Source organism: Chryseobacterium sp. 2987 (assembly GCF_031456375.1).
In the GTDB taxonomy this organism is placed as follows: domain Bacteria; phylum Bacteroidota; class Bacteroidia; order Flavobacteriales; family Weeksellaceae; genus Chryseobacterium; species Chryseobacterium vaccae.
On the sequence record NZ_JAVDUN010000003.1, the window covers coordinates 92,190 to 109,312 of the forward strand.

The following is a 17,123-nucleotide window of genomic DNA, read 5'->3' on the forward strand; positions in this document are numbered from 1 at the left end:
TTTTTTATGGACCAAAGTCATCAGGCAACCATTCTGAATTTTGTACGTCTATAAAAAAGAAGATATAACCACTAAAAACAATTTCTTATTATGAAAACAAAACTATTAATTTACTCCGTATTCATATTTCTGTTCAACTTTATCCAGGCGCAGACCATTACTTTCGTTTCTGAAAAAACAAATAAACCTCTTCCCAAAGTTTCAGTTTTTGGCAAAGACGGGAGTATTCTCGCCTATTCTGATATTGACGGAAAGATTGATAAAAAGGTGTTGAGCCCGGATCAGGAAAAATTCCAGCTGGTGTATAACAATTTTCCTGTTGCCACTCTTTCTTATGCAGACCTTAGTCAGGAAATAATCAGGATCAATGATCAGGTAAAAGAAATCGAAGCAGTGATCATCAAAAACACAAAACCTGCAAAATATATTTTCATTAAAGGAAACTTTAATGCCTATGTAACAGTTAACAATAAACTTAACAGTTATGCAGACGGTATTGCCACCTATATTTTTGACAACAAAACAAAAAAACTGAAAAGTGCCAATGTTGAGCAATACAGAGTATTCAGACTGACCGATGCTAAAGAAGAGAAAAAACAAACAGCATCCTGGGATTATGGAAGTTCGCTTCAGATTCCTAAGCTAAAAAATGTAGGAAATCCCGAAGAATATAAAACAAAGAAAAATACCATTAAAGAACTGAAAGGTGACCGTAAAGATCAGATTGAAGTAACCGGTGCCGCTCTTCAGGAAAAAGAATTTTCCCTATTCGGATTTAGATTCTTTGATATTAGAACCATCCTGAATATGTCTTTCGAAAAAGAATCAGAAAAAACACTCAAGGATTTCCTGGAATATAACGAAGTAGCCTTTGTAAAATTGAAACATAAGAGCGAACCGGATTATACCCAGATCATTCTTTATAATAATTTTTATCCTACAGAATTTAGCTTCAGCAATGACAATGATATTGAGAAAGTGAAGTTTGATAAAAATAACAGCAATTACAATGCATCCTACTGGCAGGACTCTTCATTCCCTAATATGCAGACTATTTTCAGCAGCTTTTTTAAAGGTGACTTAAAGGAACAGCCTAATAAAAAATAGTGAAAATAGCAGGATTCAGACTTTTGGAAAACATAAAGTAAAATAAAAATCCAGTATTAATAAAGGTTTTACTAAATTTGTAGCAAACCAAATAAAAATGAAAAAGTTTTCTTTGCTACTTATTTTCAGTTTGTTGCTGTTTACAGCATGCAAGAAAGATCATGTAGATGCTACGAATACTAAAACGCTGCAGTCCAGTATCAATGATATGACTTCCAGCCTTTCAACGATTAACCAGATCAAGTTCAATGAAGCTCTTTATATTCTGAAGACCTTTGGTGTGGAAGCTGATGGAGATGTGGAGGAACTTAAAGCCTTAGGAAAACTTATCAATGGTAAAAAAGTACCTGAGATCCTATCCATGGCTGACGGTGTCGCTCAGAAAAACGGCATTGAATGGGCAAGTACAGCCCCGCCATCTCTTGGAGAAATGAATATCTTCGGGGATGACAAAGCAAAAGAAACGGACCCTAATGACGTAAAAGCAAGCTCATTAACGATTACTGCCAATCCAACAGGAGATGACGGAACAGGTGCTGCTACGGCTATCCAGATCGTTCCAAGATTAGTAGATATTGCAGGAAAACCCGTTTCATTCACCGGAGCAGGTCTTGAAGCAACTTTAGAGGTATTCAGCAACGGAGTAAAGCTTGCTACCGCTAAAAACCTGATGCAGGATAATAATTTCAAAGGATTTAATCTTAAATTCTCATCCATTCCTGCTGCAAAAGTGGTAGACAATAAAATTGACATTACTGTGTCTGTAAAAACAACAGCTAAAACTTTTAAAATGTCTAAGATCGGGCTTGATGTAAATCCTTCCGCTCTTAAGGTTCCGGCTGCTCCAAAAACGGACTCTACCGCTGTCAATCAAGATCCAAGTGCTGTTATTGATCCAAATAATCCGGGATCTACAACTCCAGGTACTACTACAGATCCAAATGCAACGCCGACTCCAACAACACCGGCAGCACCTAAACAACCTGCTGCTGATCCGAAAAATACGGTAACCAAGTTCTTAAGCAATGTAAGCTCACAAAACCTTAAAGCGGCTTATGATGCTTCCAACAACCCAGGATGGGGAAGCTATGAATCTTTCTCCAATCCTAATTCAGGATTTGGTTCTGTGAAAAATGTAAGCGTAAAAAACATCAGTACCAATGGAACAACAACCAACAGTGCCAGCGTAAATGCTACTTATGATGTAACGGATAAAAACGGAAAAACAACTTCATTAAAAGTTACTTTCGGACTTAAAAATGTAAACGGTGACTGGAAAATTTCCAGCTATAAAATAAATCCATAAATGGCATCAGCAGAACTGATCACAAGACTTAACGAAACCATTGAAAACATCCCTGATTTTCCTATTCCCGGAATACAGTTCAAGGATATATCCCCCATTTTCTTAAATCCGAAGCTTTATGAGGATGTTATTGCTGATCTTGTGGCTTTCAGTAAAGGAAAGGTAGATGCTGTATGTGGAATAGAAAGCCGCGGTTATCTTTTCGGGATCGCCATTGCGGTTGCGTTAGAAGTTCCTTTTATTCTCATCAGAAAAGCGGGAAAACTTCCTCCCCCAGTAATCTCAGAAAGCTATGATCTGGAATATGGAAGCGCCATCATTGAAACCCGTGAAGGGCAGATAAAACCTGGGCAGCGAATTCTGATCCATGATGATCTTCTGGCCACAGGCGGAACCACAGAAGCAGCAGCAAAACTGGTTGAAAAACAAGAAGCAGTTGTATCCCAATTCAGCTTCCTGATTGGATTGACAGGATTGAATGGTGATGAAAAGCTGAAAAAATTTAACGCAGAAGTTTATCATATTTTAGAATATTAGATCTTATAAAAATATTTTCGGCTCCGCTCAGCATGACAGCAACTGACAAGCATATAAAAACGCAGCATCAGAGAAGTCGTTCAGAGCGGAGTCGATTCGTTTTCAAGGTTCATCATTGACAATTCACTCTATTTATTTAAATAAAATCAATAATACTCACAAAGTATTTTGTAAATCATTCAGAAACAATTAAATTTGCATTTCAATTTTTAGAAATTTATGGCAAAATTGGGAAAGAATGCTCAGAATGAGCAAGAAGGTAAAGAAACCGTTGAGTTTTTTAAAGACCTTGACAGAGAAGCTTTAAACACTGAAAGATTCCTTGAAAAATATTCAAAACCACTAAGTATTGTTTTTGGTGCTTTGGTATTGGGTGTTTTAGGGTTCTTTGCTTACAAGCAGTTTGTAGTAGCTCCTAAAAACGCTGAAGCCGTAAAAAGTTTCCTAGCTGCTCAGAAAAACCAGATGGATGGAAAGGATAAAGAAGCTTTGGGTGGAAAATCTGCAGCTAATCCTGGATTTGTTGGAACATACAACGAATATTCAAATACAAAAGTAGGTAAACTTTCAGGATACAATGCCGGATTATTAAAATTCAAAGAAGGAAAATTCCAGGAGGCTTATGATCTTTTCGATCAGTTTTCATCTGACAATAAAACATTAATGGCTCTGAAATACGGAGCAATGGCAGATGCAAAATCCGGACTTAATAAAAATGATGAAGCTTTAGCTTTATTAGACAAAGCAGCAGGAGCATCAAGTGATCCTTATACAACCTACTATTTCACAAGAAAAGCAGGTATTGTTGCAATAGGATTAAAGAAAAATGCTGAAGCTAAAAAATACTTCTCTACTATTGACGAGAAATATCAGGATTATGACAACGGAATGTCTGATTCTTATATTGAAATGACTAAATACTTTTAAAAAATGGCAACAGTTAATCTTTCCGATTACAAGCCACTTCATATAACTAATGCCGAAGATTTTTCTATCGGCATTGTTTTTTCTGAGTGGAATGATTTTGTAACGTACAATCTTCGTGATGCAGCTTTGGAAATTCTTGAAAAAGAAGGCGTAAAACCAGGAAACGTTAAACTTTTCCCGGTTCCGGGTGCCTTTGAGCTGAATTACGCAAGCATGCAGCTTTGCAAAGAGAGAAAATATGATGCAGTAATCGCTATAGGATGCGTAATCCGTGGAGAAACCCCTCATTTTGATTACGTATGTTCTGCAGTAGCACAAGGAATCAAAGACTGCAATATCATGACAGATACCCCTACCATTTTCTGCGTACTTACAGACGATACCAAAGAACAGTCTGTAGCAAGAAGCGGCGGTGATTTGGGAAATAAAGGTGTAGAAGCAGCCGTAACCGCTCTGAGAATGATCGATTTCAAAAAGAACCTTTCAGAGAAGAAAGGAAACATAGGTTTCGGACACTCTTAAACCTGTTAATACAGCTTAACGATACAAAGGACTATTTTTCAATAGTCCTTTTTTATTGGATCACGTTTAAACATCATGATCTCCAGAACTTTCTCTGCCTTAACATATTTTAAAAAAAATTAAAAAATGGATAAGAAATATCATGTTTTTACTTTTTATCACTAAAAGTTGTGTACAAAAGCTATCTTTGCGAAAATTAACAAAGATTTACACAAAATGTTTTCAAAAAAAATAACTCCTTTTTTGTATTTAGGAATATTCTATCTTATTATATCACTGATACTAAGGATTGTATTCTTTTTCCATCCGATCACAACAGCAAGTTTCGGATTCTTTGAAATCATAAAAGTGCTGGGTATTGGCCTCCTGAATGATATTTTTGTATTCATTCTCGCCAGTTCATTGCTAGCTGTTTACTTCTTGTTTATTTCCGATTCCAAGTATAAAAAACCATATGGTTACCTTATTTTCGGGGCTCTGGTCCTGTTCTTCCTATATATCTGGCTTATTCCTAACAATATTTTCAAGCAATACGGAGGTTCTATTTCAGAAGTCGCTCTTACTTTTGTCGGTATAAAGACACTCTTTTTCGGATTAATGCTTTTCCTTCCGACTCAAAGGATTAAAATACGGAACGTTTTATACTTTATTACCCTGTTTCTGTATGTACTTCTCATCATTTTCAACTGTGTAAGTGAATATTTCTTTTATAACGAATTCGGAGTACGTTATAACTTCATTGCCGTAGATTACCTGATCTATACCAACGAAGTTATCGGAAACATCATGGAAAGCTACCCTATTATTCCGTTATTTTCAATCATCATAGCTCTTACAGCCATCGTAACATGGTTTATCTATAAAAAAACAAAAGGAGAGCTTCTGGATCTCCCGAATATCAAGCAGAAAATGATCCTGTTGGGAACCTTTGTTGTGCTTTGCGGAATCAGTCTTCTTGCCATATCTTCGTTAATGCAGATCCGTTCTGATAATGTATTTGCTGACGAAATTGAAGACAACGGTCTTCCTAAATTTTATTGGGCATTCACCCATAATGAGCTGGATTATTTTCAGTTTTACCAACAAATCAACCAACAGCAGGCAGAAAAAAGCTTCTTAAGCCAATATGCTGAACAGACATTACAGAGAAACATTGTTGCAGAACAGCCTGAACTTAAAAAGAATGTTGTTTTGATTTCTATTGAAAGTCTCTCTGCTGATTTTATGGAACATTACGGCGGAACCAAAAAGATCACACCATTCCTTGACAGCCTGGCAGACCGCTCATTGATGTTTACCAATCTCTATGCTACCGGAAACAGAACCGTAAGAGGTCTTGAAGCCCTTACCCTCTGCATTCCTCCTACAGCCGGAGAAAGTATTATCAAAAGAGATGATAATAAAAACAAGTTTACCACAGGAAGTGTTTTCAAATCCAAAGGATATGACGTGAAGTTCCTGTATGGTGGCTACAGCTATTTTGATAATATGGAAGACTTCTTCGGTGGAAACGGTTATGATATTGTTGACAGAAATAGCTTTAAACCGGAAGAAATCTCTTTTGCCAATGTTTGGGGCGTAGCTGATGAAGATATGGCTAAAAAAGCAATCCAGGTGATGAATGCAGAAGCTAAGTCAGGGAAACCATTTTTCAACCACTGGATGACGGTTTCCAATCATAGGCCTTTTACTTATCCTGAAGGACGAATTGATATTCCGGGAACGGCAAAATCAAGGGACGGAGGTGTAAAATATACAGATTATTCCCTTAGAAAGTTCTTTGAAATGGCTAAAAAACAGGACTGGTATAAAAATACAGTCTTTGTAATCATTGCGGATCACTGTGCTTCCAGTGCGGGGAAAACAGAGCTTCCAATGGATAAATACAGAATTCCGGCTATGATCTTCTCTGATGGGTTCATTCAGCCTCAGAAATTTGACAGGCTGATGTCACAGATCGACGTGATGCCTACTCTCTTCGGAATGCTTAATTTTAATTATAAATCGAAGTTCTTAGGGCAGGATGTTTTCAAAAAAGAATTTCAGCCGAAGGCTTATATTGCAACATATCAGGATTTAGGATTTGTAAAAGATAACCGCCTGACGATTATTTCGCCTGTAAAAAAAGTAAAACAGTACAGTCTGGATCTGGAGCCAAGCAGCCTTGCTCCTGAATTCAAACTTTATTATAACGAAAAATTGCTGAAAAAGCCTGAGCAGAAACTGGTAGACGAAACAGTTTCCGCCTATCAGTCTACGTCATACTGGCTTAAAGAAAAGCAGCTTAACCGATAAGGTGAGGTACAAAACGGCTCTGGTTATTGGTGATTAGGTGAATACTTTCCCTGATCCCGATACCGGCAGGCTCCTGTCCTATGACCCAACTTCCTATGACCGGATAATTTCCTTCAAAAGCAGGAAGATCAAACAATTGCTGATAAATAAAACCTTCTTTACCGTACACTCCTGAATTCTGCTCAACCGGAATATGATTTCTGGTGAGGGTAACGTTGGCTCCTTCTCTTGAATAAATTGGTTTTTTAGCAAAATCTTTCAGATGTCTCTGTTCAAAATAAGCCTCAAGCAGATAAGGATGCCCGGGATACATTTCCCAGAGTACAGGCAGAATCGCTTTCGACGAGAGCAGGATTTTCCAGGCAGGCTCAATCCATTGCGATCTGAAATCGTTTTTCACTAATTTTTCTCCAAAACCGTCCTGAAGAATCCATTCATAGGGGTAAAGTTTAAAAATATATTCCATGATGGAATGGTCTCCGGCAATAAACTCTGCGGCTTCATCCGCCCAGCCGATATCCTGAACAGGAATAAATTCCGTATCAAATCCTGCCTGAGAAGCACAATCTCGCATATATTCCACATTCGTTACGTCTTCAATATTGGTAAGCGAGGCAAAATAAATATGATGCGGATTCATGTATTTTTTAAGATAGCTCCAATAAGCAACCAGTTTTTCATGAATGGAATTAAACTGATCTTTATACGGGTACATCTCCTGAAGCCAGTACCATTGTATCACCGATGCTTCATACAGCGAAGTGGGTGTATCCGCATTAAACTCCAGCAGTTTCAGGTTCTTTCCGTCAAATCCAAAATCAAATCTTCCATATACGGAAGGGTGATCTTCTTCCCAGCTTGTGATGATATACTTCCGGAACCATTCAGGGATATTGAATTTGGCCCAGAGATTTTTTTCAATAATATAATCCACGGCTTCCAGACACATCTGCCATAATTCCGAAGTTGCCGTTTCGATCTTATTAACTTCTTCTGAACTCAACTGATAATAATGGCTTTCATCCCAATAAAGGCCGTCCAGAGAATGGTATCCGAATCCCAGATTTTCCAGCTTATGTTGCCAGTTTTTTCTGAATGGTGACTGAATTCTTTCCATAATTTATGATGATGCTCTGAAACCGCTTTTTCCTAATCCACCTCTTACTACATTTCCTTTATAGGTATTTCTTCCGATATTGGATTTGCTGCTAATTGCATCACTGTAATATCCCGCTTTCTGATAAGAGCCATGGCTGTAAGATCCGTAAGGTCTGAATGCATGAAACAGAAGAAGCCCCGCCACAAAACCATGTGATCTGGAATAAGAAGCTGTAGTATCAGATCTCATATAGACTTTCTTTTCATTCTGATTTTTGGGTTTTTCCTGAGAACAGGCCGCTAAAATTCCTGTTACAAAAAGTAATTTTATAGAACCGGACTTTTTCATTATTGAACCGTTATAAAGAATTCGTAATCTTTTTTCGTCTTCGCAATAGGATTATTCCCGTCATTGTCATCTCCTCCTACCAGTGTATCCCCAAGACTTGGAATAGTATCTTTTTTTATAATCTCTTTAAAAAGCTTATTGTCTTTCCATATTTTATGTTTGGTAACCAAAACATCCGCATTTTCAATATGTTCCACAGAAAGCTGCGTCTCAACAGATCCTTTCTTGTCTACAGTATTCACTTCATCCTCTTTCACTTCTTTACATGCTGTAAGTGACAATATTCCAGTCAACAACAGCCAACATTTAAATTTTTTCACGTAGTTTTTAATTTTTCACAAAAGTAGTCATTTAGTAACGATATTATTTTAAATTTACAATTCAAAAAATTTATTACTATGAGATGGACAGACGACAGAGGCGGAAACGTTGAAGACCGCCGTGGTTCCGGAGGTGGCGGAGGAGGAATGATTGTAGGAGGCGGACTCGGGACCTTAATAATAGCAGCCATTGTTTTTTTCCTGGGAGGTGATCCTTCCGGTATACTGAATTCCGGCAGCGTACAGTCTTCCGGCAGTTCCCAGCAAAGAGAGCTTACAGCCAATGAAAAAAAGATCGGGGAAATGGTAGATATGATGGGAAAATGGAACATCATTACCTGGGATCAGATCTTTAAAGAAAACAATATGGAATATAAAGCTCCGAGGATTGTTCTTTTCGAAGATGCTACCCGTTCAGGATGCGGTCCTGCACAATCGGCTATGGGACCATTTTACTGTCCTGCCGATCAGACGGTGTATATGGATATGAGTTTCTTCAATGAACTTCAGCAGCGGTTCGGGGCACAGGTAACCGAATTTACAGTAGCTTATGTAATGGCCCATGAAGTAGGACACCACGTACAAACTCTACTGGGAACTACCCAGAAAGTAGATCAGTTAAGAAGAAGTGGAGAATATTCTGAAGCCCAGATGAATCGTGTTTCAGTAGCCACTGAACTACAGGCTGATTTTTATGCAGGGGTATGGGCGAAAAGAATAGACCAATCCAGAAAAGTTCTGGAGCCCGGAGACATTCAGTCTGCCATTGATGCTGCCCAAGCTGTTGGAGATGACAATATTCAGAAAAGATCTCAGGGATATGTAAACCAGGAAAGCTTTACCCACGGCTCTTCCGCACAGCGTAAAGAATGGTTTATGAAAGGATATAATACCGGAGATATCAGACAGGGCAATACATTTGATGAGCTTTTGAAATAAAGAATGGAAACTGGAAGTTACAACCCTGCCTGCCACTTCTAACAGCCATCATGTGAATTTGAACACTATTATTCTGAATCACTAAGAACATAAAAAAACCTGAAGGGATCTTCAGGTTTTTATTTTTATTTCAGCTCAATAGGATTACTGTTTTTCTTAGCTTCCTCTTTTACTCTTTCTTCTACTCTCTTTTTCATATCTGCCGGATTCTGATTGCCTCCGCCAGGGCCTCTTCCTCCGCCTCCAACTCTAATTGGAGCAGAAATACCACCGGAACCGCCGCCGCCCTGAGCCATCATAAATGACATCGGATCTGTTTTATATTTTTCCTGCTGCTTCAGATAATCTGCTCTTTTTACTTTCAATACATTTCCAAACTGATTCAGGCTTGGCGATTCAGTAATCTTATAGTTTTTCATCAGGTCAAAAGAATAATCTCCTTTGTCATCTTCAATTTTCACAATCAGTCCCGGAAGTCCTCCAAATTTATAAGGCCCATCCTGGTAAGGTAAATCTGTAGAAAACCAGGCAGTCCATTTTCTTCCTGCAAAATCAGTTTCAGCCTTCTGAACTTTATATTCTCCTATCTTCATCGTTTCTGAAGAAATTTTCCAGTTCAGAGGTCTGTCTTCCTCATAAGAATAAATATCCCTTCCTATTCTGTCTTTAAAATAGGTTTTTTGATTGGCCTTATCTTTTTCAACAGAATAATTGATATTGCTCCTCAGGCCTTCCATCTGCTCTCTGCTAAAGTTTACTCTGTCACCTCCACCCTGAAAGGCTTTCCGCATAATAGAATCTCTTTTTATTCTGTTCTCAGAGTAAAATACAGACTTTTCAGGTGAAATATCAAGATAAGCATTTTCTGTTTTTATATCACTTTTGTTCTCTGCATCCGGTTTCATAGTCACCTGATACACAAACCTATTAGTTTGGGCAGAAATATGCTGCATAAAGAACGCCAAAGCAATGATTCCTAATTTTTTCATGTATATTTTTTTTATTTTAATTCAATTGGGTTTTGACTGACATCATGTTTCATTGTTAAGTTTTCTATTGCGGAACTCTGCATAGAGAGATTACTATTTTCGCCTCCCATTCCCCTGTGCATTCCTCCCGAACGGCCGCCTCCATCTATTCCGCCTCCGTGTCTTCCGCCGGTGAAATTAGTATTCCCGGCTGTCATTGTTCTCCTGTTTTTATTAAACTCTAACTCCAGCGCTGCCTTATCTCCATTAAAATTAATTCTTGTACTTTGTTTGGCTTCTTCATTTACAGCTTCTTCAAATGCATTATTAACCATAATTTTTTTAACAAGATCAAACTTATAGTCTCCTTTGTCATCTTCGAGCTTAACAATCAGTCCCGGCAATCCGGAAAACTTGTATGGGCCGTCTGAAATAGCGATGTCCTTTGTAAACCACGCAGTCCAGGTTCTTCCTCCGAAATTAACAATGGCTTTCTGAGCAGAATATCCATTTTGTTTCTCCACAATATTGGTGATTTCCCATTTCACAGGTCTGTCTTCCTGATAATACACAGGTTTTCCCGCTGCCCTTTCATAATAATGCACTTTCTGTTCCGGAATATCTTTCATGATAAAATACTCAAAAAAAGTGGGTTCAATAGGTTTCTTTAATTTGAGTTTAGAAAAACTTTTCTCCTCTTTTCTGCTGCTTCCCTTTTCTTCCGGTTTAAAAGACGCTAAAAGAGAATCTCTGATCAATTTATTTTCGCTGATAAATAAAGACCGGGCCCCCTTAATATCCAAAAAAGTCCTTTCCTTCTTCATACTCACCAGATTAATGGAGTCCGGATTTACAGATGTTTCATAAATATATCTTGTCGTCTGCCCATAGAACAGTGTTGTTAACAGCACAAAAAAGCCAAGTAATCTTTGTCTCATTACTAATTTTCTTTATAGATGAAAAATATAATTCAAAGTTAAACCAAAACAGAGTCTCTCAGATGACAGGGGAAAAATTTATATAACTTTAACTAAAAAACATGCTATTAAGAACAGAATCATTAAAATAGATATCTTCGATTTGAGATTGCGGAAATTAGTTCGTATTTTTGCATCATTAAATCATTCTAAATAAATACAATGATAAAAGTATCAGATCACGCAAAAGAAAAAGCCATCCAGCTGATGACAGAAGACGGCTTTAATCCTTTTGAAGATTATATAAGAGTAGGGGTTAAAAGTGGAGGATGTTCTGGTTTAGAGTATGTTTTGAAGTTTGACAACCAAAAAACAGATTCCGACCAGATTTTCGAGGACAATAACATTAAAATTATTGTAGATAAAAAATCGATCCTATATTTAGCAGGAACTATTCTTGAATATTCAGGAGGACTGAACGGAAAAGGGTTTGTTTTTAACAATCCTAATGCATCCAGAACATGTGGATGCGGCGAATCATTTAGTCTTTAGAGAAAAGACATAAGATCCTAGATTTCAAGGCTCAGCATGTTTCTGGCCAATGAAATCTAAAATCTGAAATCTAAAAAATAATAATGAGTAAATATACTGAAGACGATTTAAGAGTCGATCTAGAAAATAAAAAATATGAGTTCGGTTGGGAAACCAAAATTGATTATGAAGATTTCCCGATTGGATTGAATGAAGATATCATCCGTGCCATCTCTGCTAAAAAAGAAGAACCGGAATGGATGACAGAATGGCGTCTGGAGTCTTTCAGAATCTGGCTTAAAATGACGGAACCGACGTGGGCCAACATTAAATATGAAAAACCTGATTTTCAGGCTATCCGTTATTATGCTGCTCCAAAAGTAAAACCGGAACTGGCAAGCTTAGATGAAGTAGATCCTGAATTATTAAAGACTTTTGCAAAACTGGGAATCAATATTGAGGAACAGAAAAGGCTTTCAGGAGTTGCTGTAGATATTGTAATGGACTCTGTTTCTGTAAAGACCACTTTCCAGGAAACACTGATGGAAAAAGGAATTATTTTCTGCTCCATCTCAGAAGCCATTAAAAACCACCCTGACCTGGTAAGAAAGTATCTTGGAAAAGTAGTTCCGAGAGGTGATAATTTTTACTCTGCACTGAACTCCGCGGTATTCTCTGACGGAAGTTTCTGTTATATTCCTAAAGGAGTAAAATGTCCAATGGAACTTTCAACATATTTCAGAATTAATCAGGCCGGAACAGGACAGTTTGAAAGAACGCTTCTGATTGCCGATGAGGGAAGTTATGTTTCTTATCTTGAAGGATGTACTGCACCGTCAAGAGATGAGAACCAGCTTCACGCCGCTGTAGTTGAACTGATTGCAATGGATAATGCTGAAATTAAATATTCAACGGTACAGAACTGGTATCCTGGAAATGAAGAAGGAAAAGGAGGCGTTTTCAATTTCGTAACGAAAAGAGGGCTTTGCGAGAAAAATGCAAAAATCTCATGGACACAGGTTGAAACTGGTTCTGCCGTAACCTGGAAATATCCTTCATGTATCCTGAAAGGTGACGGATCGATTGGAGAATTCTACTCTATCGCTGTAACCAATAATCATCAGTATGCTGATACAGGAACAAAGATGATCCACATCGGAAAAAATACGAAATCAACGATTATTTCCAAAGGGATCTCTGCCGGAAAATCTCAGAACTCATACAGAGGTCAGGTAAAAGTAATGCCTTCTGCCAAAGGAGCCAGAAACTTCTCTCAGTGTGACTCTCTGTTGATGGGTAATGAATGTGGGGCTCATACTTTCCCATATATTGAAATTAAAGATCCTACCGCTCAACTGGAACATGAGGCAACGACTTCAAAAATTGGTGAAGATCAGATCTTCTATTGTAACCAGAGAGGTATTGATACAGAAAGGGCCATTGCTTTGATTGTTAACGGTTTCAGCAAGGAGGTTTTAAATAAACTTCCGATGGAGTTTGCCATTGAAGCACAAAAACTATTGGAAATTTCATTGGAAGGATCAGTAGGGTAATAAAGAGATGATAGCTACAGAAAGATTAATTTTAAGAAAACCTGTAAAAGAAGATTTTGAAAGATTCTTTGAAATTAATCATGATCCTGGGACCAATATTCATAATCCAAGCGGACCGATGAGTTTTGAAAAGGCAGAAAGCACATTTGCCAGAATGCTTGAGCATTGGGAAAAGTATAATTTCGGAGGCTGGGTGATTGCAGAAAAGGATATTCCCGAAAGCACAATAGGTTTTGGAGGACTGAGCTATAAACTCTATGGAGAAGAAGAAAAGCTGAATTTAGGTTATCGCCTGGCTTGCGAAGCATGGGGGAAAGGATACGCCACAGAGTTCACAAAGAAAGCTATAGATTTTGGGCTTAATGAGGAAAATAAAGAAGAAATACTCGCAATTGTCCGTCCCAGTAATATAGCTTCTGTTAAAGTTTTGGAAAAGGCAGGTATGATACAAATCGGGACCCTTAATGATGTCCCGGGTCAACCTGAAAGTTTAGTATATAGAATTCAAAAATAATTTGTTTAAGCAAATAAAATGTTAGAAATTAAAAACCTTCACGCCAAAATTGAAGATGGCGCAGAAATATTAAAAGGTATTAATCTTGAAATAAAACCGGGTGAAGTTCACGCGATTATGGGGCCAAACGGAGCCGGTAAATCTACCCTTTCTTCTGTCATTGCAGGAAAAGAAGATTATGAGGTAACTGACGGAGAAATTCTTTTCGAAGGAGAGGAAATCAGCGAAGACGCCCCTGAAGAAAGAGCACACAAAGGAATTTTCCTTTCTTTCCAGTATCCTGTAGAAATTCCAGGAGTTTCTGTAACGAACTTCATCAAAGCAGCTTTGAATGAAAACAGAAAAGCAAACGGACTGGAAGATATGCCTGCTAAAGAAATGCTTGCCCTGATCCGTGAAAAATCTGAAAAACTAGGTATCAAGAAAGACTTCCTTTCAAGATCTCTGAACGAAGGATTCTCAGGAGGAGAAAAGAAAAGAAATGAAATTTTCCAGATGATGATGCTTAATCCTAAACTGGCTATTCTTGATGAAACCGATTCAGGATTAGACATTGATGCTTTAAGAATTGTTGCAGATGGTGTTAATCATTTTAAAAATGAAGGAAACGCAGTACTTTTGATCACTCACTATCAAAGATTGCTTAACTATATTCAGCCTGATTTTGTTCACGTTCTGGCAGACGGAAAGATCATCAAAACCGGTGATAAGTCTCTGGCATTAGAACTTGAAGAAAAAGGTTACGACTGGCTTCTTAACTAAGAAGAAAATATTTTGGAAGGGATTTTATCAAACCTTTCTGAAGATGCGGAAAAACCGCGGTACTATTATTATTTTAAATATATAAATCAGGTGTGATGGCCGAAATATCAGTAATGGCTTTATACGATCAAATTATTGACAACCACGGTGAATTCTTGGAGACTCTTCGTCATAGATTTCTGGATGAAAACAGAAAAGAGGCGCTTCAGAAATTCGAGAACCTGGGTTTCCCTACCAAAAAAGACGAAGAATATAAATATACCAGCTTAAAAGAGATCACAGAGAAAAACTATAATTTTTTCCCGAAAGAAAGTCACAATATCACTAAAGAACAGCTTGACCAGCTTCATTTAGGTGAGGAACATTTTGACTGGATCGTTTTTGTAAATGGTAAACTTCATAAAGAACTGTCCAAAATTTCTATTGAAAATGTAGAGTTCCTTTCATTCAACTATGCTTTGAATGATGAGAAACACAAAGAGGTTTTTGACACTTATTTTAATACAATTGCTTCTAAAGACACTGCTTTCACGAACTTAAACCTTGCTTATTGCAAGTATGGATTCTTCCTGAAGGTTCCTAAAAATGTGGTCATTGAAAAACCAATCCATGTTTTTTACATTTCTCAGAACCAGGAAGAAAACACCTTCTACAATACCAGAAATTTACTGATCGTAGAAGAAGGCGCTAAGGTTGAGGTTATTGAAAGCCACCACAATTTTGACAGCACATATGTTCTGACCAACTCGGTGACTGAAATCTTTACTCATCCCAATGCAAAAGCAGACTGGCATAAGCTTCAGAATGACAACAACACGTCTTATCTTATTGACAATACTTTTGCAAGACAGGAAAAAGACAGCTTAACCACTGTAAATACCTTTTCTTTCGGGGGTAAACTGGTAAGAAACAACCTTGATTTTATTCATAACGGATCAAATATCAATTCATTCATGAATGGGATTACGATCATTGGAAAAGATCAGTTGGTTGACCATCATACAGCAGTGCACCACAACTTCCCTCACTGTGAAAGCTACCAGAACTATAAAGGGATCTTCGATGGCAATGCACACGGTGTTTTCAATGGAAAAGTTTTTGTAGATAAAATTGCCCAGAAAACCAATGCTTATCAGCAAAACAATAACGTATTGCTGAGTGAAGGCGCTTCTATCGATACTAAGCCACAGCTGGAGATTTTTGCAGATGATGTAAAATGCTCTCATGGATGTACCGTAGGCCAGCTGAATGAAGATGCTCTGTTCTATTTAAGAGCGAGAGGTATTTCTAAAAAAGAGGCGCAAGCTCTTCTTTTATATGCTTTTGCTAATGATGCGATGCAAAACATCGATATTGAACCGCTTAAAGAAAAAATATCAAAATTATTAGCGGAAAAGCTTGGAGTAGATATAGAATTTTAATCCATATACAATTGATACATAAAAAGCACTTCAAATGAAGTGCTTTTTTGTTTTTTATGCTGACTGCGTTATTTCTTTAACCATGATTGGTTATCTTTATTATCCGAACGTTTTCTACCATTGTCTATATTATAAGCAAAACCAACTCCCAGTGTCTGTTTCAGCTGGGTTTTCTGAATCTGGTTGTGGTCGTATAGAAGATCCAGCGTAATATTGGTAGAAACAAATTTATTGATCTTCATATTGAGGATTCCGCTGTAGCCAAGAACCAATCTTTCAGGGTGATCCAGGTAATTGGAAAATACAGAAGCTGTATTGATCAAGCTCATATTTTCCATGATTTTAAGCTTATAGATGGCTGTCCCTAAGAAACCGAACTGAAATAAAGAAGAGTCGCCATCGTTTTTCAGACCATAGGTTCCGGCAGTCTGCAGCTCTTTATCCAGAACAAAGGTCCAGCGGGCGTTGGCAGGACGAAGAGTCATGGTAAAGTTATCGTTAGGACGATACGTTACACCAGCCCCCACATTAAGATATCCCGGGGCCATGAAGTTTGAAATTTTCTTGGCATCCGGATTATTTCCATCTTCATAACCTGCTGCAAACTGCGTCTGAAGGCTCATTCCGCCTGAAATATACCAATTTTTAGCAAATTCACGCCCATAGTTCGTGGAAAGATTAATAACATCCTGGGTTTTTCTGGTTCCGATGCCTTTGGTATTATTCTGCCCGTATCCCAGAATGATAATGTTTTCCCAAAGATCTTTACCCTTCTCATAAGTCAGATTGTAATTTACTCCGGCAAGCCAACCAACGTTATTGGCTCCTCCCCCTACCCAGTTAGAAAAGGCAGCCTGGTTCAGCATTAATGTATTCTGTCCCTGGATAGACCAGGCTTTTACGGTATCAGCTGCAGGAGCATCTGTCTTTGTCTCCTGAGCCATTACGCCGATTCCAACAGATATGGAAGCAGCTAATAAAAGTTTTTTCATAATTAAGATTTTTCGATACAAAAATATACATATAATTTTTGTTAAAATACTAATCACTTTGTTTT

18 protein-coding genes are annotated in these 17,123 nt (G+C 37.8%); 12 read left to right on the forward strand and 6 right to left on the reverse strand.

Going from position 1 to position 17,123, the window contains the following annotated elements:
- Nucleotides 1–90: 90 nt before the first annotated feature.
- From J2Y40_RS09935 to J2Y40_RS09960, 6 genes are all read left to right on the forward strand, one after another.
- Nucleotides 91–1,107, forward strand: coding sequence for a hypothetical protein (locus J2Y40_RS09935; protein ID WP_153397143.1), 1,017 nt, complete (start codon nt 91–93; stop codon nt 1,105–1,107).
- Between the two features lie 97 nt (nt 1,108–1,204).
- The gene (locus J2Y40_RS09940; protein ID WP_153397141.1) at nt 1,205–2,413 is read left to right on the forward strand and encodes a hypothetical protein; all 1,209 of its coding nucleotides are present in this window, start codon (nt 1,205–1,207) and stop codon (nt 2,411–2,413) included.
- Nucleotides 2,414–2,950, forward strand: a complete 537-nt coding sequence (locus tag J2Y40_RS09945) for an adenine phosphoribosyltransferase (protein WP_153397140.1) — start codon at nt 2,414–2,416, stop codon at nt 2,948–2,950.
- A gap of 219 nt (nt 2,951–3,169) precedes the next feature.
- On the forward strand, nt 3,170–3,877 hold the full coding sequence (locus tag J2Y40_RS09950; RefSeq protein WP_153397138.1) for a tetratricopeptide repeat protein: 708 nt from the start codon (nt 3,170–3,172) through the stop codon (nt 3,875–3,877).
- A 3-nt stretch (nt 3,878–3,880) separates the two neighbouring features.
- A complete protein-coding gene (gene ribH / locus J2Y40_RS09955) occupies nt 3,881–4,399 on the forward strand; it encodes a 6,7-dimethyl-8-ribityllumazine synthase (RefSeq protein WP_153397136.1) in 519 nt (172 codons plus the stop codon).
- A gap of 216 nt (nt 4,400–4,615) precedes the next feature.
- Nucleotides 4,616–6,694 carry an LTA synthase family protein gene (locus J2Y40_RS09960; protein WP_153397134.1) on the forward strand — a complete coding sequence of 693 codons (2,079 nt, stop codon included), beginning with the start codon at nt 4,616–4,618 and terminating at the stop codon, nt 6,692–6,694.
- Here the strand turns inward: J2Y40_RS09960 and J2Y40_RS09965 are convergent.
- The 3 genes from J2Y40_RS09965 to J2Y40_RS09975 are packed head-to-tail and all read right to left on the reverse strand — an operon-like array spanning nt 6,684 to nt 8,461.
- Complete coding sequence (locus J2Y40_RS09965) at nt 6,684–7,811, reverse strand: glutathionylspermidine synthase family protein (protein ID WP_153397132.1); 1,128 nt, start codon at nt 7,809–7,811, stop codon at nt 6,684–6,686. The two genes, J2Y40_RS09960 and J2Y40_RS09965, sit on opposite strands and share 11 nt — an antisense overlap.
- A gap of 3 nt (nt 7,812–7,814) precedes the next feature.
- Nucleotides 7,815–8,141 (reverse strand): hypothetical protein, encoded by a 327-nt coding sequence (locus J2Y40_RS09970; RefSeq protein WP_153397131.1) that lies wholly within the window; start codon nt 8,139–8,141, stop codon nt 7,815–7,817.
- The gene (locus J2Y40_RS09975) at nt 8,141–8,461 is read right to left on the reverse strand and encodes a hypothetical protein (RefSeq protein ID WP_153397129.1); all 321 of its coding nucleotides are present in this window, start codon (nt 8,459–8,461) and stop codon (nt 8,141–8,143) included. Before J2Y40_RS09975 ends, J2Y40_RS09970 begins: the two co-directional genes overlap by 1 nt.
- A gap of 78 nt (nt 8,462–8,539) precedes the next feature.
- Here J2Y40_RS09975 and J2Y40_RS09980 point away from each other — a divergent pair, with 78 nt between their 5' ends.
- Nucleotides 8,540–9,400, forward strand: coding sequence for a neutral zinc metallopeptidase (locus J2Y40_RS09980; protein ID WP_153397127.1), 861 nt, complete (start codon nt 8,540–8,542; stop codon nt 9,398–9,400).
- Between the two features lie 125 nt (nt 9,401–9,525).
- On the opposite strand, the gene J2Y40_RS09985 is transcribed toward J2Y40_RS09980, so the two are convergent.
- Nucleotides 9,526–10,389 (reverse strand): GLPGLI family protein, encoded by an 864-nt coding sequence (locus J2Y40_RS09985; protein WP_309998714.1) that lies wholly within the window; start codon nt 10,387–10,389, stop codon nt 9,526–9,528.
- 11 nt (nt 10,390–10,400) lie between these two features.
- Nucleotides 10,401–11,306 (reverse strand): GLPGLI family protein, encoded by a 906-nt coding sequence (locus J2Y40_RS09990; protein WP_309998716.1) that lies wholly within the window; start codon nt 11,304–11,306, stop codon nt 10,401–10,403.
- 201 nt (nt 11,307–11,507) lie between these two features.
- On the opposite strand from J2Y40_RS09990, the gene J2Y40_RS09995 reads away from it, so the two are divergent.
- The 5 genes from J2Y40_RS09995 (at nt 11,508) to sufD (ending at nt 16,066) form a co-directional block, all read left to right on the forward strand.
- Nucleotides 11,508–11,837: an iron-sulfur cluster assembly accessory protein gene (locus J2Y40_RS09995; RefSeq protein WP_153397121.1), complete on the forward strand. Its 330-nt coding sequence runs from the start codon at nt 11,508–11,510 to the stop codon at nt 11,835–11,837.
- Between the two features lie 83 nt (nt 11,838–11,920).
- Nucleotides 11,921–13,369, forward strand: a complete 1,449-nt coding sequence (sufB, locus tag J2Y40_RS10000) for a Fe-S cluster assembly protein SufB (RefSeq protein WP_153397119.1) — start codon at nt 11,921–11,923, stop codon at nt 13,367–13,369.
- 7 nt (nt 13,370–13,376) lie between these two features.
- Nucleotides 13,377–13,883, forward strand: a complete 507-nt coding sequence (locus J2Y40_RS10005; protein ID WP_153397117.1) for a GNAT family N-acetyltransferase — start codon at nt 13,377–13,379, stop codon at nt 13,881–13,883.
- Nucleotides 13,884–13,901: 18 nt separating this feature from the next.
- Nucleotides 13,902–14,645 carry a Fe-S cluster assembly ATPase SufC gene (gene sufC / locus J2Y40_RS10010; RefSeq protein WP_153397115.1) on the forward strand — a complete coding sequence of 248 codons (744 nt, stop codon included), beginning with the start codon at nt 13,902–13,904 and terminating at the stop codon, nt 14,643–14,645.
- Nucleotides 14,646–14,758: 113 nt separating this feature from the next.
- Complete coding sequence (gene sufD / locus J2Y40_RS10015; protein ID WP_185152049.1) at nt 14,759–16,066, forward strand: Fe-S cluster assembly protein SufD; 1,308 nt, start codon at nt 14,759–14,761, stop codon at nt 16,064–16,066.
- A gap of 68 nt (nt 16,067–16,134) precedes the next feature.
- On the opposite strand, the gene J2Y40_RS10020 is transcribed toward sufD, so the two are convergent.
- Nucleotides 16,135–17,058 (reverse strand): DUF3078 domain-containing protein, encoded by a 924-nt coding sequence (locus J2Y40_RS10020; RefSeq protein ID WP_153397113.1) that lies wholly within the window; start codon nt 17,056–17,058, stop codon nt 16,135–16,137.
- Nucleotides 17,059–17,123 lie beyond the last annotated feature (65 nt).